Source organism: Neolewinella persica DSM 23188 (genome assembly GCF_000373105.1).
Classification (GTDB): domain Bacteria; phylum Bacteroidota; class Bacteroidia; order Chitinophagales; family Saprospiraceae; genus Neolewinella; species Neolewinella persica.
The window spans coordinates 124,021-146,304 of sequence record NZ_KB890420.1 but is presented as its reverse complement, the minus strand read 5'-3'; the positions used below and the strand labels follow the sequence as shown (position 1 = coordinate 146,304).

The following is a 22,284-nucleotide window of genomic DNA, read 5'->3' as shown; positions in this document are numbered from 1 at the left end:
ACAGAGCGCTTTATAAACGGGCAAGCGTAGATTAGTCTACGAGCATGCTGTCGAGCACCTTAGCCAGGTCCCGGCAGATTTGCTCACCTTTGGGATCATCGACCAGGGCGGTGATGATATAATTTCGGTCCGGACCCTGCACCAAAGCCACGTCGGCATGGAAGGTAGACCAGGATCCTGATTTCCGGTACACCTTAGCATTTGGTGCGACCTGATCAAGAACGTTTACAAATTTGTGGTGAAGCTGTGGGTCTACGAGATAGCTACGCATCTTTGCACTACTCTTCTCGCTGATCAACTCATTATTGGCGAGGAGGTAGAAGTAGCGGCAGATTTGCTCCGTCGTTGCTGCGTGACTGATTCCTTTCATGGGATCTGGGTGACGTCTTCCACCGGCAGCATAACGCTTACCTACCCAAAGGCCACCGCCGTAAGCGGGGTCATACAGCTTCAGGTCGGGATCCGTCATGGTGCGTTCAATCTTCTCGAAACCGATACGATCGATCATACGGGTAGTAGCGGCATTGTTCGACTTGGCGATCATCAATCGCATATCGGCTTTAACCGCAGCTGATTCTTTTAATTCGCCCCGCTCGATGGCGTCATGGGCAGCGGCGAGAACGGCAATTTTGGGCAGACTGGCGGCATACATCATGTGTTGGCCGTTGACGGTAGCGAATTTCACAGCGTCTCCATCAGACATATCGACGACGCCAACAGACATCCGTTTGTTACGGATAAGGCTACGCCAAAGCGGATTAGTATTCAACCTACGTTTGAGCTGATCCTCAAAAGAGAGGTTCTTCAGACTGCGAAGGGAAGGAACGGAGGCTTCTATTTCCATTCGCATCTCTTCGCGGGTGGAGTTAAAGGCCTTGGTGATCGGGGCAGCAGGCTCAGCCAATAGGAAAGAGGGCAAGCCAAAAACACTGCTTGCGCTCAACTGTTGGTTGAAGGACTGTTGGGAACCATAGTTAACGGTACTCATAAATAGAACCGCGAACATGGACAATATGAAAAAAGAAAAACGCTTATACATTAAGTGCCATTGATTCCAGCTGATAAAAATTGTGCAACTATAAAAAGTGCTGGAATGGTGATTAAAAGACGGTCAGGTCTATTGAGAAAAAAGCTAAATGGCTAAAAGTGTGTTGTAGGTGTATTTTGTTACAGGTTGCTGTAACAGTTTTATGTTACAATATGTTGGGTAAAAGTAGGTCTTTTGATGATGAATAGCTAGCTTTAACGTTGTTTTAACTAAAACTATTCTTTACGCTTATCCACTGGTTTCCTTAGACTTACGCCTTATCCTCCGTTCAAATAATTAAATAATGGATGTGTTCATCGCTGGTAGCTGTCCTTTCATTGCACCTGCGGCCGCGCCCGGGAGTAAATTGAAGAATTCGAGAACAAAAAATCGCGGTCACAAGTACCGTTCACTTCACCTGGTTTCCTCACCATAGTAAGGCAAGCCAGCAAACAAAGGGGTGATATTTCCTCCATTTCTCACTCCCCTACTCTCTTCCGATCAGCAAACAAGCCCAAGAGCCCAAGGGCCGGGCCGATGGCAAGAAGCGGCATCCGTGCTGCTGGCTCAAGCCACTCTCCTGCAGCGACCAATAGCTGAATGCTTACAATGGTGAGCGCAAATCCCAGGCAGTTCACGATGGTAAGCGCCGTCCCCTTGCGTTCGGGCGCAGCGCTTCCGGCCACCAGCGTAGAAAACAAGGGGGAATCAGCCACCACCAACACTCCCCAGACCAACAAGAAGCTTAAAAACAGTGCAGGAGAAAAATGGAAGGCCACCGGTGCGAGCAAACAGCAGACCCCGGAAAGGAAAAGTGCCGTAGTTGCTACCTTCCTGGCTCCGTAACGTAGAGAAAGCAAACCACTAACGACACATCCTACTCCTCCGGCGCCAATGATCAGAAAAGCCATCACTGGCAGCGAATAACTGGCCTCCGGCCGGGTCTGCAAATAACTCCCCAACAACAGGGGAACAAAGGCCCAGAAGGCGTACAGCTCCCACATGTGCCCAAAATAGCCAAAGGCCGCCGCCCGAAAGGGGCGGTTTCGAAACACCGTAAAAAAAGCCGTAAAATCTGGCCGGCTCCCCTTGCTACGATGAGGACCGTCTGGCACAAAGGCAAGGATCAGCCCTCCTCCCAACACCGCAAGCCCCGAAGTTATAAATAGTACTGACTTCCAGGGAAGCTCCTCTCCAAAGCCCCGCAACAGATGCGGGAAGGCCGTTCCTAAAACCAGGGCCCCGACCAAAAAACCGAGCGATTTGCCCAAGTCTTTCTGGTAATAATCGGCCGCAATTTTCATCCCCACCGGATAGATACCCGCCAGGAAAAAACCGGTCATGAATCGACCAGAAAGCAACGTAAGCAGCGTATTTTCTGGCCAGGTCCCTGCCAGATTAAAGGTTGCTCCGGCGATCGCTGAAGCAAAGAATACCCAGGACGGGGAAAAGCGATCCGCTATAGCCAATATGGCAAATACCAAGGTGCCGCAGATAAAACCGAACTGGATGGCGGAGGTTAAACTCCCCAAAGCAGTGTCTGGCAAACCGAAGGTCTCCACCAGCTCCACCAGTACCGCATTGCCCGCAAACCACAGTGAAGTGCAGCAAAATTGAGCCAAAACGATGAGCGGAAGTATTCGGCGGGGAATCATGAAAAAAGGGGAAAAGTAAAAAAGGAAAGGAAGAAAGGGGAAGGTACGGCCTCTCTTTCTTCCCTTCCTCCTTTACTTTACCTGGCGATTGTCGCATTCAGATATTTCCTCCCCAGATAAAAGGACAGTAAGTTTGCCCGGTCCCGGCCCGTAGGGTGGCTTTCTGAGCCTGAAGCCAGAGTTCCTTCTACATCGCGGTAGAGGATGTGCCAGGAGGCACGACTGATTTGTTGCGGCGAGTAACCAGCGCGGGTCATAATATCAGCGGCACGTTGATCAGCCGCAATTTCGACTAATTGCCGATTGCTCAGGGAATTCATCAACTGACGTTCAGCGCTGATCATATCATCCTTTTTCAAGTCGTGTAACGGCCGGTGGTCACTGTGCGCCAGTTCGTGGGCCAGTAGCAGGGCCAGGGCGGGTTCGTAAGTCGCCAGTTGTTCCCAAGCCGTTACGCTGATCCAAATCAGGTGACTATCGGAGCAGGTCATGGCATTAATGGCCCGGACGCCACGGCGGTCCCGCATCATCTCGATGCTGAATTTTTCGGAGTTGGTACCAGCAGCTGGTGCTAGTTTGTCCAATAAAAATTCGAGGTGACGACTAGCGGTATGATGGACGGGAACAAAATTGGGATCGATTGCGCAGGAGGTACTCCCGGCTTTTGCCACCGTACCGTAACCGGAGAGCGCAGCAGCAGCAGGGGGAGGATGCTGGGAAGGCAGCGTAATCCAACAACAAATCATCACCGCAATGGCGCAAACAAACGATAAAGGTTTCATGGCTTCGGTTTTTGGTAGGGGTAAATAGCTACGGGGTCAAATCCCCGCTCAAAACTCACTTACTAAACCCTGGAAGTCATGTTAAAAATTGCGACATATGTGTTAAGCAGGTGGTAAAAGTGACCTGGTGTTATTGAGTATATCGGCACAGAGACGCTATAAAAAAATGACAATCAGGGTACTTTAATCCAACTCCCTACCCTGATGGGCGTTTTACAGGTCTGAGGGGTCAGGGCGAAAGGTTCTGGGTTAGGGGTTGAAGTAATGTCTTGCTGGCTGATTAGTGTTTACTTCTCCGTATCATTTTTTGTAGCGTAGTGGCCTACGTTTACACAAGTTCCCGGCAATTGAACAGAGGAAAAATTTAAAACGAAAACAACCGTGAAATTAATCCAACTCTTATCCGCCTTACTTTTAATTGGGTGCCTGATTGGTTGCAACAATAACATTATAAAAGTTCCGGAATCGCCCTACCCTATTAGTAACGGTTCCTTTTCTTTAGATACAATTGCTCGAGGCTTCACCATTCCGTACGGGATAGCCATAGTTGAAGAAAATGAATACTTTATCACTGATAGAGTTGGGAAAATGTTTCATTTTATAGGTGGTCATCTAACCGAGATTGCAGGAATGCCAGAGGTGGTTACTTTTGGCACTCCGGGGTTGGCCGCGATTATGCATGGTGGACTGATGGACATCAGTATTCATCCCAACTATTCAACAAACGCCTGGATCTACCTCTCCTATTTAGGTACTGATGGCTTAGCAAAGGTTACTCGTTTTAAAATCCAGAACAATGCCGCCACTCAGTTTGAGACTATTTTTACCACGCGAAACCAAAGTTATACCGGAAACGGGATGAGGATAGTATGGGAAGATGACACACACTTTTTCCTGGGCGTTGGAAATTCTAATTGGTCTTCAAGTACAAATCCGGTGTTAAATGCACAAGACTTCGACGACGACGCAGGGAAAATTCACCGATTAATGGAGGACGGGAGCGTCCCCAGTGACAATCCGGTTTTTGAAAATCGTAACTCCCCTACGACCATATGGAGTTATGGGCATAGGGATGTGCAAGGTTTATACTATGAAGATTCCACCGCTACACTTTTTGGAATTGAACATGGACCTAAAGGTGGAGATGAATTCAATATCATAGAAAAAGGAAAAAATTATGGTTGGCCTATGTTCAGTTATGGTATCAATTATGATGGCGCGCAAGCTTCCACTATTTCAGAAGATTCTGCCGCTCTATTTACGGTGCTCCCTGAATATTACTGGACAGTTCCCACACCCGATGGCGGTCAGGCCGTTGCACCTGCATGCTTGTTGAAAGTTACTGATAGTAATATTTCAGACTGGAATGATCACTTCATTTTCGGTTCATTAGCCTTTAGAAGGCTGATGAAATACAATCGTGAAACGGATGAGACTGTTGGACTGAACATCGAGGGAAGAGTACGAACAATTAAGCAATTACCGAGTGGAGATATACTTGCACTCATTGAACGAAACGACCTTACTAAATCAAATGGAATGATTGTAAGAATCAGTAAATAGTAAGGGAAGAGGCCCTAGATGCATTTCTACATAATCTCCGGGAGCCTAAGTGAAAAACACGTGTACGAATAAGGTATACTTCAGAAATCACCCTGCCTATTTATTTGAGAAAAAGATAAAAGCGAGCAACATTATTTATCCAGACGAAACCCACATAGTCCCCAACATAACCTCACCAATTCGACTTCAGGAATATGGTGTAGGCATCTTCATGGCAGCTTTGACAAAATCAGCACTAAAAAAAGCGCTAAAGAAAAGGCTCATTACCGTTAATGGTATTATTGCTACTACGGCAACTTTCATAAATGGAGGTGAGTCCATTACATTATCTATTCCCGAAGAAGTGCCTTCGAAGGAGAAACTTGTCTTTCCTCTTAAAGTTATCTTTGAAGATGAGCACTTAGCAGTGATTCATAAGCCTGGCGGCATTCTGGTTAGCGGCAACAGTTTTAAAACTATTGCCAATGCCTTACCTCAAAACATTAAGCGAAGTAATCTCTCTGATGCAACCAAACCTCAGCCCGTTCATCGATTAGATTACCCGACCACCGGGATTCTTTTGGTTGGTAAGACGAGCAGTAGTATTCGAGCTTTAAACCGGCTGTTTGAAGACAAAGAGATAAAGAAAACTTACTATGCCGCTACGATTGGGGAGATGAACGATCAAGGGGAAATCATTTCAGCAATTGACGGCAAGAAATCACAGTCGAAGTATAAACTATGCGCGTCTGTTCCCTCGAACAGATTTGACCGACTAAACCTGGTGGAGTTGAAACCTCAAACAGGCAGAAGGCATCAATTGCGCAAACACCTGTCCAGTATCGGCCACCCGATACTGGGAGATAAAGAATATGGAATTGAAAATTTAATTTTGAACGGTAAAGGCCTGTATTTACATGCCTATTCTTTGCGTTTCATTCATCCTTTTACAAATAAAGAAGTCTTTTTTAAGGATGAGCTCCCTCAAAGGTTTAAGAAGATATTTCATTCTTGATAGCGTAGTATAAAGAGCAAGCTAATCTCGCCTTAATTATTTCTATGCTATTAGCTAATTCGTCATTGCCGTCAGACAAACTTTCAGCCGGCTACACCAGGCCAAAAGAATTTGTCGGACGGCCGAACCGCCCGTCTGACGGGTAACTCAAGAAAAAGCACTACCGAATCACCACCCGCCGGACCGCCACCTCTTCAGCAACCTTCACCGAAACCACATAAGCCCCTGGCGAAAGGGTGGATAAATCGAGTATCCCGGTAAGTCGTTGCCGCAATACAACGCGGCCCAACGGATCCAGGACCAGTACCCTACCCCGTGGCACTTCCGTAGTACCGAAGTTGAGGCGTAAGTGTCCGTTGGAAGGATTTGGAGTGATGGTTACCCTCGATAGTCCGTCGTTTTTCAGGGTAGCAACAACCGTTTGCGAGTATTTCGTCGCCCCATTAAGGTCTACAAACCGCAGTCGGTAATAGTAGGTATTCCCTGCCGTCACATCCTCATCTGCGAAAAGGTAGCTGCTGGTTATGGCTGTATTTCCACTAGCGGGCAGGTGGCCTGTTTCCGTAAAGTCAGTGGTCAGTTCCTTGCGTTCGATCACGGTGTAACCGTGCCCGGCATCCTCCCGGACTTCCCACCGAAGGGCCACCGTTTTAGCTTCAGCCGTAGCGGTGAAAGCCATTAAATCCACCGGCAGCGAGGTATTTTCGGCGACAAAGAAGTTCCCACTGCCGCAAGCAGGCGTGCCTCCTGCGGTAACCACTGTAACCTGGTGGCCGAGATCATTATACCCCGTAGCGGGTTCCCAACCGTCGGCGCCTCCCGGCAGCAAACTGCCCAGGCGGATGCTAAAATCCGGGTTATCGTGCAGCGACGGCATGGGGTCGGGCAGGTTGAGGAGCAAGTCGTAGGTCCCCGTTGCCATAAAGGCCGGCACGCAAATACCGGGCGTGAGGGAAATCGTTCCCGCTTCCCGAGGCCACAGCCTGGGGTCATCATCTAAAGTTCCGACCCAGACCGAACCGGTAGCCGTATTTCGCAAGATCAACTCCACGTTCCGCGCGTTATAGGGCGCGGCGTAGCCACTGTTCTCCAATTGCAGATCCAGGGCCAATTCCCCACCCTGCTCAACGTTGTTTCCGTAAGTCCCGGAAACCAACTCAAACCGATAGCCGAGTGATCGCTTGATGGCCTCCATGCAGCCACCGGTTCCCCAGTCGTTGTTTACCTCATTATTATAATCGGAATTGAGGTAGGAATAGTGCAGCCTGCGCATTTCCTCGTCACCGAAAGCAGCTGGGTCCGTGCCCGCACAATTATTCTGGGGGTTGTAACCGTCAGAACAGGTTTCTCCGCCCACCACCACATAGCGGCTGTCCCGGGCAAAATACGGTTTGAGGTTAGTGGTGTCTCCGCCTGCGCCAGGATTGGGGTTGCCGGGGGTGCCATTACCATAATCCACATAGGTGCCAAAGTCAGCGGCACTTGCCAGGAAGCAGTCGTTGTGAAAACCCAGGCGGGCTTTATCGGTGCCCGAGAAAGCCTCGGCGCTCGTCAGCGGAGCAGCAGTAGTTGGCGCCTGAAGGCCATAGATATATCGTTGTTTTGCCTGGGGGTAGCGCACCTGCACCATGCGCTCCTCCGGAACGGCTGACAGCAGGGCCGAGAGTACTTCGTTGCGGTTTTGCCAGTCGGCATCAAACAACTGCCCGTTGCCCTCCGGGGACGCATCGCCAAAGAAATCGGTGTAATAATTTTCGCCCCAGGTGCCGATGAAGCCCATTTGCACGGCGGCGATGACGTCCCTGTTGGCTTCGAGAATGGGGGCCAATTGGTCAATGTGGTCCAGGACAATGTTCTTGGGCGCATCCCCGTAGGGCGGGCAGATGAAGGAGGGGCATCCATTACCATTTACCTCGTCGGTATAGGCAAAGCGGGGGATAATTTTTACGCCGGCGGCCCGGGCGGCGGCAAAATCGGCGGTAACGCCATTCAGGTAGGCGGCACTGATGGGGCCGGCCTTGAAATCTTCCAAAAAGAAGTAACGGAAAGCCAGGGTGCTGACGATGGAATATTGAGCACCGTTGGGGGTGTAAGGGTTACGGAAGTCGGCCAGTTCGCTTTCCGTCAGCTGGTCATAGTTTCCGGAGCGGGTCTCGGTATAGCGGTAGAAACCGCGCTCGGGATTGGGAAAATCGACCGTCGAGACGGGGTAGGTTACGGTAGTTGTTTGGGCCTGAACGGTGCCAGTGCACACCATCAATAGAAGGAGCACTCGGAAAGGAAGGTACATGAGGTCGGAATTAAGGCGGAGTCGTTCAGTTCGGGGCTTAAGGTAAGGCATATGGGCTATTTGGGCGGGGCCGCAGGTGCAAAAAGAAGGTACTTAGAAGCAAGGCGTCGAGTACTTTGCCATTATACTGCTGACAGCCGCTTGAGGTGATTTTGTGTTCGACCTGCGTACACGACCTTTTTCAGGAAAGATAACCGCCCGTTGGTTTGGTCAGAACCAGTACCCAACCAATACGCCCGCTCTATTGAAGCCGATCCTGCCATTTCCTTTAAGGCGTGCGACCCTTGAAAACCTCGCGCCCAACTGAAAAGGACCACGCCTTAGGCCGATGCCGGCCAACCAACCAATACCGTTTCTCATGTTTGACTCCAGGTTCAGGTCCTGGTCAATTGAAACCTGAGCCCCATCTGGCAACGTGATGGTTTGCATTTGCGATTGGTCCGAATCCAGTAAGTAGCTAGAAGCTAAACCTCCCTCTGCGTAAATGGACGTTTTACTGGTCAATAAAGACAACTCCGCAAGCAAATTGAATTGAACGACACTAGCAGAAAAATCTCGTCGAATTACAACGACGTTACCCCCATCCTGGCGCGTCTGTAAGCGAGCGACCTTATCGAAAGACTGGTATAGCGCTTCGGCTTTAAGGCTGTACTTTTTTCTTGCTCCGGGAAAAATATACCGAAGCCCCACGCCCGGCACCAGTCCGAGATTTGCTTCATTGGTGATGGTTCCACGTTCAAAATTCAGCGCAATTGCAGTGGTTTGGACATAAGTGACCAGACCTCCGATTTGAACAGTCCCCTTGTCAACTGTGGCGATGTACTCCGGCTTAATTTCCTGACATTGGTACCAGGCTTCCATCATCCTGGAAAGCCCCTTTAATTTGTAGGCAGTGTCCGAAATCTGGTTCGAAAGTGACGGACAACCGTCAAGCACCTGCACGAGCTGATACTTGTAGTTGTTGAGGTACTGTACCACCTTTTTTTCACTGTTTCGCCGGAGCCGGAGCTCATATTCCAAATACTCCAACGGTTGGTTATCCCGCTGAAGGTAGAAGTGACGTTTACCCCGCTTACCTACAAACTGATAGAGGCTTAATTCGCCCGCATAGTACTGACGTAGAAACCCCCAGGAGGTTTCCCACTGAAGAACGGTGTCTCGTGAGAGATTCTTCAGCTTACGGGAGTTTGTAATATAGTTTATTTCCTTTCCAACAAACCGACGCTCTCCCACCCCAAAAGCTACTTTGTCTGAGGGCCGATAAACAGTCACCTCTCCAGAAGAGGAAGGACGAAACCGAAAACTTTCAATGACGTAAGACCAGTCCCGGTCATCAATCTCTCCGGTAATTTTCACGCCGTCTTTGACAACGAATCCTGGTCGCCAGTTGGACTGAGCGTCCAATGTAAAACTGAACAGGGCAAGAAAAATTAAACTGAGGCGCATAGTTGGAGAGAGGTAGGTGAATCAACAACGACCGGCAACATAACAATTCGGCAATTCAATAATTGCTGCTTCAGCTGATTAACACAAGTAGCCCAAAGATAATTCAAAATCAGCAGCCCAGGCCAAACCCAACCTTAAAACCCTCCCCTGCACCTGCGTTCCCGCCTACAGCTCTTCCACCAGTTTACAATCCACTTTTCTTGTTGCAATAACGGATTGAACAACCTCCAGACTCTCCGGCAACTCGCCGTTGTGTGCCATGGTTTCATTCGGCACGGTAGCCGGGTCAGGCCCCTCCCCATTAATCAGCTCATACGCTTTGGTCAGGGCCTTGATGGTGCTTCCTTCGTTAAAGTATAAACGGTCTTCGGTAATGTTATCAATCGTGCCCGGACTGTCGGTACCGTCATCCATGGTTACCATCGGGCCACCGAACCGCCATACACCAGACTCCCGAAAAAGGAAGATTGGTTTTCCACCCTGGAAATAATAATGCTCGGTGGTGCCGCTGTGGTCACCCATTGAGAATCCGTGTACTGCCAGCACAACACCGCCATCGTCCTCGTACAGATCGATTTGGCCTTCAACCATCGCATCTTCACAACGGTACAGGATACTGTCCTTGTGTAAGGCTCCCGCCTTCAGCGCCGCTTCAATTCGGGCATACCCCTTACGAATGGCTTCCATTGGCCCCGTTTCTCCGGGCGCTTCGGTGGTGGAGGTTTCCATCCCGCGGGAAGTCATGGGCGCCTCCGTTTCCTGCCCTGCCATTTCTTCTGTTTCAGGATTACCCGTTGCAGGAGTAGCCGTTTCGGGAGCATCAGGAGAAGTTGCTGGCCCGCAGGCGAGCATCAGGAAGCTCAACAGGAAAATTGTTAGAAAACGCATGGCGAAGTTGGTTTGATTCGTAGGGTAAAGTTAAGCGAAGCTGGTGTGTGTAGTACAAATTTCACAAGCTGGTAAAAGGAGCAGGGGCCAGATCGCCTGGCCGGGGGCGGAGGCATTGCCTCTTAAAAAACTGATCTTTGCATTCCCGCGTCCGCGCCCACAAACCACCTTCCTCCCATGACCTGTCTTTTTTGCAGACCTACCCCGAAATCAAACGGAACGTGAAGAATTACCACATCGCTTCCTACCAGGGAATAACGACGGAATCCCTGAGTCGGGTCAGAAAAGGATTGGCAAAAATGTAAGCAGCTTCCGACGGTTGTTATCATAGATCAATTTTCCCCCGCACCTCTATCACTAGTTTTGTGTTTGTAGTTAGAACAGGGAGCAACCCTAGTAAACAAATACAAAATATTAATAATGAATAATTTTCAATTCAGGAACCCAACCAACATAATCTTTGGTAAGGGGCAGATCAGTAAAATTGCCGATGAGATCCCTAAAGATGCCAAAGTGCTAATGCTCTACGGCGGCGGCAGTATCAAGAAAAACGGAATCTACGAGCAGGTGACTGCCGCACTGAAAGGCATAAGTTTCGAAGAGTTTGGCGGCATCCCCGCCAACCCGGAATACGAAGTCTTACTCGAAGCCCTGGCCGTAATCAAAGAGAAGAATATAGACTTCCTTTTGGCCGTTGGCGGCGGGTCAGTTATCGATGGCGTTAAATTTCTTTCCTCCGCAGCCCTCTATGAAGGCGATGAGCCCTGGGACATTCTCAGTAAAGGCATTCGTACGGAGAAAGGGATGCCCTTCGGCACCGTCCTCACCTTACCCGCTACGGGGTCGGAGATGAACTCGGGCGCCGTCGTTACCCGGGCCGAAACCAAGGAGAAATTGGTCATGGGCGGCCCCGGGCTCTTCCCCGTTTTCTCCATTCTCGACCCATCGGTGGTCGCCTCCGTTCCGCAGCGACAAATTGCCAACGGACTGGCAGATTCCTTTACCCACGTGCTGGAGCAATACATGACCTACCCGGCCGGCGGTCTGCTGCAGGACCGTTTCTCCGAAGGTATCCTCCAAACCCTTATCGAAGTGGCTCCTGCCGTCATGAAGGACCCCGCCGATTACGAAGCCGCCGCCAGCTTCATGTGGAGTTGTACGCTTGCGCTCAACGGTCTGATCCAGAAAGGGGTGCCTACCGACTGGGCCATCCACATGATGGGCCACGAACTTACAGCCCTCTACGGTATCGACCACGCGCGAACGCTCGCCATCCTCACGGACTCGCACTACACCTATAACCTGGAGACCAAGAAAGAAAAACTTGCCCAGTACGCTGAACGCGTTTGGGGAGTTACCGAGGGAACCACGGAAGAAAAAGCCAAAGCAGGCATCCAAAAAACCAAAGAATTCTTTGAGTCTTTGGGCATCAAAACCAACCTCTCCGACTATACGGACGAGAGCGAAGGAACGGCGCAGAAAGTCGCTAACCGCCTGAAGGAAAGAGGAATGACCAAACTTGGCGAACACGGTACGATCACGCCCACCGACGTGGAGAAGATCGTAGCCATGGCCTACTAGAATTCCAAATTTCACATTATTCTGCAGTGTCTGAAAATAGTACCCTGACCGAGAAATAATCATTCGTAGTCGGGGGACTTTTTTCCGACACCGCCTAAATACTACTACCATGAAAAAGATATTATTTGTACTGACCAGCCACGATGAGCTGGGCGATACCGGCAAAAAAACCGGCTTCTGGGTTGAGGAATTTGCCGCACCCTACTATTTCCTGACGGACAAAGGTGTGGAGGTTACCCTCGCCTCGCCGAAAGGTGGTCAGCCCCCCATCGACCCTAGTAGCGAAGGCCCCGATTCCCAGACCCCGGCCACCATTCGGTTCGATAAGGACAAGGCCACCCAGAAGGTCCTGGCCAACACCCACAAACTGTCCTCCGTAGACCCGGCGGACTTCGACGCCGTTTTCTACCCCGGCGGCCACGGCCCGCTATGGGACCTCGCGGAAGATCAGGACTCGGTGGCCCTCATCGAGACGTTCTTTAATAGTGGCAAGCCGGTAAGTGCCGTATGCCACGCGCCGGCCATCTTCCGGCACACCAAGGGGCAGGACGGTCAGGCACTGGTGAAGGGCAAAAAGGTTACCGGCTTCAGCAACAGCGAAGAGGAGGCCGTTCAACTGACCGATGTCGTCCCCTTCCTGGTGGAGGATATGCTCAAAGAAAACGGCGGTATTTACAGCCGGGGTGACGACTGGGCCACCTACGCCGTCGAGGATGGCTTGCTGATTACCGGGCAGAACCCGGCCTCTTCTGAGAAGGTTGCTGAGTTGCTGTTGGAGCAGCTTGGTTAGACATTCTTGCTTCTGCTTAAGGACTTATTGGCATTGAGCCCATCGTGGAGATTTCTGCGGTGGGCTATTGTTTTGGGGAGAGCGGAGGATAGGTGGCATGGATAGCCTGATGAATCCTTTCAGAAGTTTCGTAATTCCAGAGGATTGCCAGTCGGTAGGGCAAGCCCCGTCCATCCGGAATACGGCTGGTTATTCTGTTAACCCGACGGCCTACCGCGTAGCGGCTCCAGGCACCCTAATCACCTGCTGATTCTTAAATAACCCATGAAGTATATCTCCATCACAGGCCTCCAGCAACAATGCCTTAAGCGCCCCAAGCTTCTCCGGGTACCGCTCCGCCAAATCCTCCTCCTCCCGAAAGTCATCGGGCAAGTAATACAATTCGTAGGCATCCTCCTTGAGAAAAGTCCTGATTTTCCAGCCTTCGGAAGTAACTAAGGTGGGGCCGGTGTAGGAGGAATAGACCACAAAGTCATCTCCCCTACCCTTGCTTTTTGCTGACAATACATCGAGGAAGGAGTACCCGTCCGTTTTGAAGGTTTCCGAATAACCAGCCAGTTCAGCCACCGTCGGCAGCAGGTCGTAGTTTGCCGTGAGGCGATCCGTGGTATCGCCCGCTGCTACGTGACCGGGCCAGCGGACGATGAGCGGGACGTTGATGCCTCCCTCCAGGTTGCTCCGCTTCATCCCCGCACGGCCACCGTTGCCGTTGAACACGTCACCGGCCAGGTTGCTGTAGTATTTACGTTGGTAATTGTCGAAGACTTCGCCGGTTTTCATGTTGGTATAGGGCTTGCGGATGTGTCCCTCCAGGCCGTAATAAATTTCGTGGCCATTGTCGGCGGTAAATATAACGATGGTGTTCTCTGCCTGTCCCGTTTGCTCCAGCTTCTCCAGGATCTGACCTACGTTATCGTCGAGTAGTTTGACCATCGAAGCATACTCTTTCTCGATTTGGGTCAGGCGCTCGTCGTTCACAAAGTCCGGATGAACCTTGGGTATGGAGACCGGACCGTGGGGCAATTGAGTCGGAAAAAAGAGGAAATAGGGCTGATCGCGGGGTGTTTCCATGAAGTCCAGCACTGCGTCCATAAAAATGTCCTGGGAGTAAACGGCCTTGCCCGTCCTATCCCATCGCTCCCGGTAGTGTTCCTCCGTTTCGGGTTCGCCGGACTTGCCGCAATTTACCAGGGTGTTACCGGGATAACGGACCATTTCACCGTCCTGGAAGAGGAAAGGCGGGTAAAACCCGTGGGCGCGAACGTGGTCGAGATACCCAAGGTAATGGTTCCAACCGTGCCGACGCATTTGCGCGTCGGTAGCCGAGAAGCCCCACTCCAGCTTGCCAAACTGGGCGGTAGCGTAACCGGCATCCGCCGCCACCTGCCCTAAGAAAACCTGCTCGGAAGGGACTGGGGAAAGTACACCGTTGATCCTTGTCTCCGTCGCCGCCAGCGTTGAATCGTTCACCGGCTTATAAACTCCCCCGGCCGTGATCTCAAAGCCGCCGGCGTGGCAATCATGCAGCCCCGTGATCAAAGACGCCCGCGCCGGAGCGCAGAGCATGTTTGAGTAAGCGTTGGTGAACCGCATCCCCTCCCCCGCCAGACGGTCGATGTTCGGCGTCCGGATGATCTGCTGCCCCTCATGACCGAGCATCCCGATCCCCAGATCGTCGGCATAGATCAGGATGATGTTGGGTTTGGCATCCGGCGCTTCCGAAGCATGCGGCGTACCGCAGGCAAAGTTTACGATCACTAAGCTGCCCAACAGCGAGGAAAGAAGGAGATGGAAATAATTGTGCATGGTTAGAAATGGATATTAGTGAATAAGTTAAACCAATGGCTTATACAAACTGCCAAATTCACCATTTATCAGGATTCCCAAGGCGATAAAAGTCCCAAATGACAAGCACTTTTGTTGCACTTGGACCAAATCGGTCGATTGAGCCACAGAAATCACTTTTGCAACTGCTACCTTTTGACCAAGGTACCTTTCGCCCCGTCCTACCTAGTGGGCTGATTCAGAAGTTTCGTAATTTGCTCTGTACGGACGGGGCTTGCCCCAGTCCGTATCGACACCCTGAAAACGCTTTATTCGTTCGCTGAGCGAACGGCGAATCACATCTACCAGCAGGGGGCGGGGGCAAGCCCCGCTCCTACAGGCTATCCTGCATTAACGAAACTTCTGAAATGGTCTTCATCCTAACTAATAAAATAAACATGAATTACATTAAGATCAACCGGTCAATAACCGTTAGCCTTACGGCATTCCTCCTGATCATCATGACCAGTTGCCAGCCAAAGGAGAAACATCTTTTCGTCCTTTCCGGCCAGTCGAATATGTCACGCCTCAACGTTGAAGATACCTTCCTGCCAGCCGTAGTGGAGGCTTTTGGTGAAGACAACGTGATCGTGGTAAAGAATGATAAAGGCGGCGAATCCATACGGCGCTGGTACAGGGACTGGCAGGCACCCGCCGGTAGTGATGTCGTCGCCGAACCTTACCTCTACGATAGCCTGATGAATGTGCTCACCCCCGCCATCACCAACCAGGAAATAGCGACGGTAACCTTCATCTGGATGCAGGGAGAACGGGACGCCCGCCAGAAGTATGGAGCGAATTACGCCCAGAACCTGCAGGGGTTGTATGATCAACTCAGCGACGACCTGGGTCGTAATGACATGAACTTCGTCGTCGGTCGCCTGAGCGACTTCGATCTTGAAAACAAAAAGTACCCCCACTGGACGATGGTCCGCGAAGCACAGATGGCCGTTGGCGCCTCCAACCCGCGCTTTACCTGGATAGACACCGATGACTGCAACGACGGCATCAATAATAAGGGCAAGCAAATCAAAAACGACTTGCACATGTCTGAGGAGGGGTATAGCAAAATGGGGAAGCGCTTCGCGGAAGCGGCCATCCGATTAATAAAAGAAAACTAAGAGCTTATTTGGGAATTCAGTTTTGACCTATGCGTAGCGACCCGGTAATTCTGCTTACGGCAACGTACTTTAGCCTGTACTCAAGGTGCTTCGCTCTGGCGGTCCGTACCCAGCCGACAAGTTCATACCCGACCATTTATTCAAAGAAAAAACAGCATGACGTTTTACCATAAGGCCCTGATAACTGGAGTCGCTTCGTTCCTACTGCTCCTCTCAAATTGCTCTGAAGCAACCGGGCGGGTCGCAGACGATGCCGGGGCAGCCCCCCTTCCCGGCCCAAACATCATCTACATCCTGGCGGACGACCTTGGGTACGGAGACCTCAGCTGTTACGGACAGCAGAAGTTCGACACCCCCAACATCGATCGCCTGGCCGCCGAAGGCATGTTGTTTACCCAACACTATTCCGGAGCAACGGTGTGCGCCCCGTCGCGTTCCGCGCTAATGACCGGCCAGCACACCGGGCACACCTTCATCCGGGGCAACTATGAAATAAGGCCTGAGGGCCAATATCCGTTGCCAGACGAGACGATAACCCTGGCCGAAACCCTTAAAAGCGCTGGCTACGTCACCGGTGCTTTTGGCAAATGGGGACTGGGGTTCCCGGGCTCAGAAGGCGACCCCACCAAACAGGGCTTCGATACTTTCTTCGGGTACAACTGTCAGCGATTGGGGCACCATTATTATCCCTACCACCTGTGGTCTAACCAGGACTCCATCGCACTGGAGGAAAATGCCGGACAGCTGAAAGGCACCTATGCACCCGACCTGATCCATGAACGCACTATGGCCTTTCTGGAAGAACATAAAGACACTTCCTTTTTCCTCTACGTTCCTTCCATTATTCCACATGCCGAGTTAGTTGCTCCAGATTCCATCCTGGCCAATTACCGGGGTAATTTCCCGCCCGAAAAGCCCCACGAAGGACTAGATGGTGGCCCTGGTTACCGGGACGGTCGCTATGGGTCTCAAGCTACCCCCCACGCAGCCTTCGTAGCCATGATCCAAATCCTTGATCGCCAGGTCGGAGAAATCGTTCGCCGCGTGGAAGAGCTGGGCATTGCCGATAATACGCTGATCATCTTCACTTCAGACAACGGGCCCCACCAGGAAGGAGGCGCTGACCCGGACTATTTCGATAGCAACGGCCCTTACCGGGGCACGAAACGAGACCTCTATGAAGGGGGCATCCATGTGCCAATGATCGTCAGTTGGCCAGGTAAAATCAAAGCGGGAACGCGTTCAGAGCATGTGTCCGCTTTCTGGGATATCTTCCCAACCTTCGCCAGCCTGGCAGGTGCCGAAGTACCGGCTCAAACTGACGGCATTTCTATGGTCCCTACTTTGCTAGGACAGGGAGAACAACCTGAGCACGAGTACCTCTACTGGGAATTCCACGAAAGGGGCGGCCGGCAGGCCGTCCGGCAGGGCAACTGGAAAGCCGTGCGCTACAACGTTAATAAGGACCCCAAGTCCATCGTCCAGCTCTTCAACCTTACCGAAGATCCCGGCGAGGAGCACGACGTTGCTGCCGATCATCCTGACAAGGAGCAGGAACTCCGCCTGATCATGGATGGGGCCCGTACGCCTTCTGAAGTCTTTTCCTTTGGGCAGGAGGCGTTCAAAGGAGAGTAATTTTAGTCAGGAAGTCAGGAAGTCAGGGAGTCAAATAGTGTGGCCGTACTCCCTGACTCTCTGACTACTTGACTAATAAGGCGCGGCCGCAGGTGCGGGGGAAGTTGAAAGGCAAAGGCTCCCCTCCTCCGAGGTTGAGGGCCAATGATTTTACACATTGGATGTAGGTGGGGGGCTAGAATTTCTGAATACCCGGGAAGAACGCTCGTACCTGCGTATATTCGAGACGTCGCATCCAAATTAAAAAATATCATTGACCTTCCAATGGATAAAGAAAATACCCCTTCAAAAGGGCAACCCAACAACCCGCTGCACGGGGTGAAACTGGTAACCATACTAGAGCGAATAGTGGAACAGTACGGCTGGAAAAGGTTAGCCGAAGAGATCAACATCAATTGCTTCAAGAATGACCCTTCTATCAAGTCTAGCCTCAAGTTCTTAAGAAAAACGCCATGGGCCAGAGACAAGGTGGAACAGCTTTATCTTTATTTAGAAAGCAAGAACTAATATCCGCTACCTTTGTATTCTCTATTCAAGACCTCATCGACCGTATGATTGACCTCCCCGTCGCCCCATCGAAAAGTGAACGTAAACGCAAACCTGACTGGCTTCGCGTAAAACTTCCCATTGGACCTGAATACAAGAAGGTCCGCAGACTTGTAGATGAATACAAGCTCAACACCATCTGCCAAAGCGGCAACTGCCCGAATATGGGCGAATGTTGGGGAGCAGGTACGGCAACCTTCATGATCCTTGGCAACGTTTGTACACGTTCCTGCAGCTTCTGTGCAGTTAAGACCGGTCGGCCAACGGAATACGACACCGACGAACCCCGTCGCGTTGCCGAAGCCATCGATCTGATGCAGGTCAAGCACGCCGTGCTTACCAGTGTTAACCGGGACGAACTGAAAGACCGTGGTGCGGAGATCTGGTACCAGACCGTCCATCAGATCAAGCAACGGACTCCGCAGGTCACCATCGAAACCCTTATCCCCGACGTACGCGGAAACTGGGACGCCCTGAATCGGATGATTGAAGGTGGCCAGGAAGTCGTCAGCCATAATATGGAAACCGTTCGGGAGCTCTACCGGAAGGTACGCCCACAGGGAAAGTACGATCGTAGCCTGGAAGAGCTTCGCCGGATAAAGGAAGCCGGAAACCGGACCAAAACCGGCTTTATGGTTGGACTCGGAGAAACCGAAGCACAGGTAGAACGAATCCTTGATGATTTGATGGAAGTCGGTGTTGATGTCGTCACCATCGGACAGTACCTACAGCCAACTGCCATGCACCTGGCTGTCGACTCCTTCGTTACCCCAGATACCTTTGCTCACTACAAAGCCATGGGCCTGGAGAAAGGGTTTGACTATGTGGAGAGCGGGCCGTTGGTGCGGAGTTCTTACCACGCTGAGAAGCATATTTAGACAGCTTGCGACCTTCTGAACGCAGTTTCTTCGAAGATCGCCTCAAACAGCCGTTCGTGCCCAGCCGAGAAGTCAATCTTTCGACGCTCCATCATTCTTTTAGCTGCAGCCATGGCTTTATCTAGTCGGTAGGTCTCATAGCCTGAAGCACCTCCCCACTGAAAGCTGGGTATGAACGTTCGTGGAAATCCTTCCCCGTAAACATTTGCTGAAAAACCTACAACTGTTCCAGTATTGAACATGGTGTTGATCCCTACCTTACAATGGTCTCCCATGACCAGGCCATGAAACATCAGGCCGGTTTTCACAAAGTGTTCCTCCGGGTATGACCAGACTTTTACCTCACCATAATCGTTCCGGAGGTTGGAGGCGTTAGTATCCGCTCCGATATTACACCATTCACCGATGACCGCGTTTCCCAGGAATCCGTCGTGGCTCTTATTACTATTGGCCTGAAAGACGACATTATTAATTTCTCCACCGACCTTACATCCTGGGCCAAAGGTAGTAGCCCCGTAAATTTTAGCCCCCATTTTCAGCACACACTCTTCTCCGATGGCCAAAGGCCCTCTCAGCATACAGCCTTCGAGGATGACGGCATTTTTAGCGATGTAAATCGGTCCATTCTCAACATTGAGCATACAAGCCTCCATCCGTACGCCGGGTTCCAGGAAGAGGTGTTCACGGGGTCCGATGAGGGTATTGGTAGTTGAGATGTCTGCAGAGGTTCTCCCTGCAGTTAGGAGGGTGAAATCTTCGCGTAACGCAACGTCATTCAGGGTAAACATATCTGCTGGCCGACCGATGCGGAGCAGCGGCTGCTCCCCAAGTTCATAGGCTTCGACATTACCAAAGTCTTTATCTTCCGCCAGTGCTTTAATTGCTGAACGATCAAGACATGCGGCAATGAGTTCACCGTCCTTGAGGTAGGCTTCTCCTGGGGCAAGGTCAAGGACCAGTGCCACGACTTCCGGCGTGGGAAGTACGCAACCGTTGATCAATAGATTATGATCGCCATACTTCAGTGGGAAGAGATTCTCCAGGTAGTCCTGCGTCAAAAAAGATGATGGCATCCGAAGATGCTCTTCCCATTTTTCCCGAATGGTCAGGATACCAATGCGCAGATCTGCTACCGGACGGCTGTAAGTCAGGGGAAGCAGGTGGTTACGGACGTCGGAGTCGAAGAGGATGATGTTAGCCATAGGGAGGTGCAAGTTGCAGATTGCAGGTTCCAATCGTTGCGGGATGCTTATTTCGAAGGCAAAGTTACAATTGAATAAAGAAAAAAGCTGACGATCTCCGCCGGAAGAAAAAGTGGTTGTCGAGATTATTCACCCCTACTCGTTTGGCCCAGGTAGCGGCCTGCACCTTGAAGCCAACAAGCAAAGCCCGAAGCAAACAATCGTTCGCTTCGGGCTTTTTTGCCGAAAAAATAGAAGGAGGGAGATTAAGCCTCTGCCTTCGTAGCTTCTTCGGTAGTCTCTTCAGCGGGAGTGTCTTCACCAAGGGTCTTGGCAAAACGGCTCTTACCGAATTTCTTGTTAAACTTGTCGATACGACCAGCAGTATCTACGAACTGCATCTTACCAGTAAAGAACGGGTGAGAAGCATTGGAGATTTCCAGCTTAATCAGTGGGTACTCAGCGCCGTCTTCGAAAGTGTCAGTGTCACGCGTCTTAGCACAACTCTTGCCCAACCAGGACACATTAGCGTTGATGTCGCGGAAGATTACGGTGCGGTAAGTATCGGGATGAATATCCTTTTTCATTGCCTTTATATTTTCGGAGCGCAAAGGTAGAGATTCGCTTTGTGTTTACCAAACATTTACTTGGCAAAGATAGAATATTATGAAAGACTTTGGTCCAATCGAGAGCCCCTTTCCTCCGCCCGGGTAGTTAAACTGCTTACCACCTACAGTCCTAGGTTGTTGAATCGAGGGCATCTCCGCCGTACAAATCCAGGTCAACGTCCTTTAGGGCCTTAGTCCAGAAGATGATTTGCCCCGTATGGTAACTAAGGTGCTCCACCACGTGTATCAGGATAAAAAGACCATCATGTTGATAGGCCTGAACGGGCCGTATCCGAGTAATATCTTCTTCCTTTAGGCCTGTTATCACAGTAATACTCTCCGCAATCGCTCCAGTTAGCCGCGCTGAAAGCTGCTCCTTACTGAAGCCGCCAGCGGCGGCAAATTCCATGTCTCTCTCCCGGTGATCCGGAGCATCACCCAGGCCAGTGAGCATCCACTGACTGATGTTACCACAAAGGTGTAGAACCTGGTTGCCAACGCTGTTGCTACTACCGTTGGGGCGCAGCCAGACTTGCTCCTCGGTCAGTTCGTCAAGGCAACGCCCGATCCGTTCAAGGTTCCAGTTTAGAAAATGGATAGAGGTTGATTTTAGGAGAGGGAGCATTTAGGGATCAGGATTCGGGGACCAGTCATCAGGATTCAGGTTACAGGTTACAGGTTACAGGTTACAGGAGGTAGGTTTCAGTACACAGGGTTCAGTGTTCAAAAAACATGAGGGCTAACCCTTAAGGATGTTATTCTGACGGCTGAATCCTGATAGCTAAAACTGAATTCTGAAAACTGATCCCTGAAAACTTACTGAACGCCGTCAGTCTTACACCGCGCAAGCCGTTCGTTGGCTACTGCAAGATCAACTTTCAGCTGAGTGATTTCCTCGCGCAGGGCCTGGACGTTTTGGAAGGTCGCAGGCTCGTTAGAGGAAGAGGTACCCGTTGGTGCCGGAGCGGTATTGTTAGTGGAAGGGCTGTAATTAGTAGTTTCCATTCCGACCAAATTCTTGAAGTTGGCAATCGGGTCTTCGCCTTTGGCATAGCTGATACCGACGAAAGCCAATGGAAGGAAGAGAAGCAGGAAGAGAAGCAAGCGGCTGAAGCCGGTCATACGTGTTTTGGCCATGGTAAGGATATTTTGAATAATACAAATATCGGTTGGGGGAGGTTCGCAACCTTTAACCTTCTACGAACCGGGATAAGGTTTCGACGTATGGCAGTCGCTTCGCTTCGGTTGCAGGGTCGCTGTGCTCCGGTTGCAGGGGTTGCAGGGTCGCTTCGCTCCGGTTGCAGGGGTTGCAGGGTCGCTGCGCTCCGGTTGCAGGAGTTGCAGGGTCGCTGCGCTTCGGTTGCAGGGTTCGCTGCGCTTCGGTTGCAGGGGTTGCAGGCAGGCTGCTTCAACTCTATCTAACCCCTGCAACTTTTGTAACGTGAGCGAAGCGAACTCCTGCAACGTGAGCAAAG

The 22,284-nt window shown here is 51.1% G+C and carries 19 protein-coding genes and 1 pseudogene; 9 read left to right on the top strand and 11 right to left on the bottom strand.

What is annotated here, in order from left to right; genetic code table 11:
- Positions 1 to 31: 31 nt before the first annotated feature.
- The 3 genes from B036_RS28350 to B036_RS0106700 form a co-directional block, all read right to left on the bottom strand.
- The gene (locus tag B036_RS28350; protein ID WP_020567928.1) at positions 32 to 1,039 is read right to left on the bottom strand and encodes a serine hydrolase; all 1,008 of its coding nucleotides are present in this window, start codon (positions 1,037 to 1,039) and stop codon (positions 32 to 34) included.
- A gap of 467 nt (positions 1,040 to 1,506) precedes the next feature.
- The gene (locus B036_RS0106705) at positions 1,507 to 2,682 is read right to left on the bottom strand and encodes an MFS transporter (protein ID WP_020567927.1); all 1,176 of its coding nucleotides are present in this window, start codon (positions 2,680 to 2,682) and stop codon (positions 1,507 to 1,509) included.
- A 77-nt stretch (positions 2,683 to 2,759) separates the two neighbouring features.
- Complete coding sequence (locus B036_RS0106700) at positions 2,760 to 3,464, bottom strand: M48 family metalloprotease (RefSeq protein WP_026231752.1); 705 nt, start codon at positions 3,462 to 3,464, stop codon at positions 2,760 to 2,762.
- Positions 3,465 to 3,845: 381 nt separating this feature from the next.
- On the opposite strand from B036_RS0106700, the gene B036_RS0106690 reads away from it, so the two are divergent.
- Both B036_RS0106690 and B036_RS0106685 read left to right on the top strand, forming a co-directional pair.
- On the top strand, positions 3,846 to 5,027 hold the full coding sequence (locus B036_RS0106690) for a PQQ-dependent sugar dehydrogenase (protein ID WP_071596760.1): 1,182 nt from the start codon (positions 3,846 to 3,848) through the stop codon (positions 5,025 to 5,027).
- Between the two features lie 49 nt (positions 5,028 to 5,076).
- Positions 5,077 to 6,021, top strand: coding sequence for an RluA family pseudouridine synthase (locus B036_RS0106685; RefSeq protein WP_020567923.1), 945 nt, complete (start codon positions 5,077 to 5,079; stop codon positions 6,019 to 6,021).
- Positions 6,022 to 6,181: 160 nt separating this feature from the next.
- Here the strand turns inward: B036_RS0106685 and B036_RS28345 are convergent, their stop codons facing one another.
- From B036_RS28345 to B036_RS0106670, 3 genes are all read right to left on the bottom strand, one after another.
- Complete coding sequence (locus B036_RS28345; RefSeq protein WP_169435036.1) at positions 6,182 to 8,311, bottom strand: DUF4832 domain-containing protein; 2,130 nt, start codon at positions 8,309 to 8,311, stop codon at positions 6,182 to 6,184.
- Between the two features lie 210 nt (positions 8,312 to 8,521).
- Entirely contained in the window at positions 8,522 to 9,757 is a 1,236-nt protein-coding gene (locus B036_RS0106675; RefSeq protein ID WP_020567921.1) for a hypothetical protein, read from the bottom strand.
- A gap of 165 nt (positions 9,758 to 9,922) precedes the next feature.
- Positions 9,923 to 10,645, bottom strand: coding sequence for a hypothetical protein (locus tag B036_RS0106670; protein ID WP_020567920.1), 723 nt, complete (start codon positions 10,643 to 10,645; stop codon positions 9,923 to 9,925).
- A gap of 137 nt (positions 10,646 to 10,782) precedes the next feature.
- Here B036_RS0106670 and B036_RS33460 point away from each other — a divergent pair, with 137 nt between their 5' ends.
- The 3 genes from B036_RS33460 to B036_RS0106655 all read left to right on the top strand — a co-directional run bounded on the left by B036_RS33460 (position 10,783) and on the right by B036_RS0106655 (position 13,016).
- Complete coding sequence (locus B036_RS33460) at positions 10,783 to 10,950, top strand: hypothetical protein (protein WP_211217373.1); 168 nt, start codon at positions 10,783 to 10,785, stop codon at positions 10,948 to 10,950.
- Between the two features lie 115 nt (positions 10,951 to 11,065).
- Positions 11,066 to 12,226, top strand: a complete 1,161-nt coding sequence (locus B036_RS0106660) for an iron-containing alcohol dehydrogenase (protein ID WP_020567919.1) — start codon at positions 11,066 to 11,068, stop codon at positions 12,224 to 12,226.
- Positions 12,227 to 12,335: 109 nt separating this feature from the next.
- A complete protein-coding gene (locus tag B036_RS0106655; protein WP_020567918.1) occupies positions 12,336 to 13,016 on the top strand; it encodes a type 1 glutamine amidotransferase domain-containing protein in 681 nt (226 codons plus the stop codon).
- A 210-nt stretch (positions 13,017 to 13,226) separates the two neighbouring features.
- Here B036_RS0106655 and B036_RS0106650 read toward each other — a convergent pair whose 3' ends face one another.
- Positions 13,227 to 14,822, bottom strand: a complete 1,596-nt coding sequence (locus B036_RS0106650; RefSeq protein ID WP_020567917.1) for a sulfatase-like hydrolase/transferase — start codon at positions 14,820 to 14,822, stop codon at positions 13,227 to 13,229.
- Positions 14,823 to 15,238: 416 nt separating this feature from the next.
- Here B036_RS0106650 and B036_RS0106645 point away from each other — a divergent pair, with 416 nt between their 5' ends.
- From B036_RS0106645 to lipA, 4 genes are all read left to right on the top strand, one after another.
- Positions 15,239 to 15,961, top strand: a complete 723-nt coding sequence (locus tag B036_RS0106645; RefSeq protein ID WP_169435035.1) for a sialate O-acetylesterase — start codon at positions 15,239 to 15,241, stop codon at positions 15,959 to 15,961.
- A gap of 156 nt (positions 15,962 to 16,117) precedes the next feature.
- The gene (locus tag B036_RS0106640) at positions 16,118 to 17,596 is read left to right on the top strand and encodes an arylsulfatase (RefSeq protein WP_020567915.1); all 1,479 of its coding nucleotides are present in this window, start codon (positions 16,118 to 16,120) and stop codon (positions 17,594 to 17,596) included.
- 264 nt (positions 17,597 to 17,860) lie between these two features.
- On the top strand, positions 17,861 to 18,103 hold the full coding sequence (locus tag B036_RS0106635; protein ID WP_020567914.1) for a VF530 family protein: 243 nt from the start codon (positions 17,861 to 17,863) through the stop codon (positions 18,101 to 18,103).
- Positions 18,104 to 18,147: 44 nt separating this feature from the next.
- Complete coding sequence (gene lipA, locus B036_RS0106630; RefSeq protein ID WP_020567913.1) at positions 18,148 to 19,020, top strand: lipoyl synthase; 873 nt, start codon at positions 18,148 to 18,150, stop codon at positions 19,018 to 19,020.
- On the opposite strand, the gene B036_RS0106625 is transcribed toward lipA, so the two are convergent.
- The 4 genes and pseudogenes from B036_RS0106625 to B036_RS0106610 form a co-directional block, all read right to left on the bottom strand.
- The gene (locus B036_RS0106625; protein WP_020567912.1) at positions 19,017 to 20,222 is read right to left on the bottom strand and encodes a GlmU family protein; all 1,206 of its coding nucleotides are present in this window, start codon (positions 20,220 to 20,222) and stop codon (positions 19,017 to 19,019) included. The genes lipA and B036_RS0106625 overlap by 4 nt on opposite strands.
- Before the next feature lie 323 nt (positions 20,223 to 20,545).
- Positions 20,546 to 20,788 (bottom strand): annotated as a pseudogene (locus B036_RS0106620) (type B 50S ribosomal protein L31); the annotation flags it as partial.
- A gap of 151 nt (positions 20,789 to 20,939) precedes the next feature.
- Positions 20,940 to 21,434 carry a DinB family protein gene (locus B036_RS0106615; protein ID WP_020567910.1) on the bottom strand — a complete coding sequence of 165 codons (495 nt, stop codon included), beginning with the start codon at positions 21,432 to 21,434 and terminating at the stop codon, positions 20,940 to 20,942.
- Positions 21,435 to 21,625: 191 nt separating this feature from the next.
- A complete protein-coding gene (locus tag B036_RS0106610; RefSeq protein WP_026231750.1) occupies positions 21,626 to 21,946 on the bottom strand; it encodes a hypothetical protein in 321 nt (106 codons plus the stop codon).
- Positions 21,947 to 22,284: the final 338 nt, after the last annotated feature.

Coding starts and splice junctions, on each gene's coding strand:
- B036_RS0106615 (WP_020567910.1), bottom strand. CDS start 21,434: ATGCTCCCTCTCCTAAAATCAACCTCTATCCATTTTCTAAACTGGAAC.
- B036_RS0106635 (WP_020567914.1), top strand. CDS start 17,861: ATGGATAAAGAAAATACCCCTTCAAAAGGGCAACCCAACAACCCGCTG.
- B036_RS28345 (WP_169435036.1), bottom strand. CDS start 8,311: ATGTACCTTCCTTTCCGAGTGCTCCTTCTATTGATGGTGTGCACTGGC.
- B036_RS0106610 (WP_026231750.1), bottom strand. CDS start 21,946: ATGGCCAAAACACGTATGACCGGCTTCAGCCGCTTGCTTCTCTTCCTG.
- B036_RS0106675 (WP_020567921.1), bottom strand. CDS start 9,757: ATGCGCCTCAGTTTAATTTTTCTTGCCCTGTTCAGTTTTACATTGGAC.
- B036_RS0106625 (WP_020567912.1), bottom strand. CDS start 20,222: ATGGCTAACATCATCCTCTTCGACTCCGACGTCCGTAACCACCTGCTT.
- B036_RS28350 (WP_020567928.1), bottom strand. CDS start 1,039: ATGTATAAGCGTTTTTCTTTTTTCATATTGTCCATGTTCGCGGTTCTA.
- B036_RS0106670 (WP_020567920.1), bottom strand. CDS start 10,645: ATGCGTTTTCTAACAATTTTCCTGTTGAGCTTCCTGATGCTCGCCTGC.
- B036_RS0106705 (WP_020567927.1), bottom strand. CDS start 2,682: ATGATTCCCCGCCGAATACTTCCGCTCATCGTTTTGGCTCAATTTTGC.
- B036_RS0106645 (WP_169435035.1), top strand. CDS start 15,239: ATGAATTACATTAAGATCAACCGGTCAATAACCGTTAGCCTTACGGCA.
- B036_RS0106655 (WP_020567918.1), top strand. CDS start 12,336: ATGAAAAAGATATTATTTGTACTGACCAGCCACGATGAGCTGGGCGAT.
- lipA (WP_020567913.1), top strand. CDS start 18,148: ATGATTGACCTCCCCGTCGCCCCATCGAAAAGTGAACGTAAACGCAAA.
- B036_RS0106700 (WP_026231752.1), bottom strand. CDS start 3,464: ATGAAACCTTTATCGTTTGTTTGCGCCATTGCGGTGATGATTTGTTGT.
- B036_RS0106660 (WP_020567919.1), top strand. CDS start 11,066: ATGAATAATTTTCAATTCAGGAACCCAACCAACATAATCTTTGGTAAG.
- B036_RS0106640 (WP_020567915.1), top strand. CDS start 16,118: ATGACGTTTTACCATAAGGCCCTGATAACTGGAGTCGCTTCGTTCCTA.
- B036_RS0106650 (WP_020567917.1), bottom strand. CDS start 14,822: ATGCACAATTATTTCCATCTCCTTCTTTCCTCGCTGTTGGGCAGCTTA.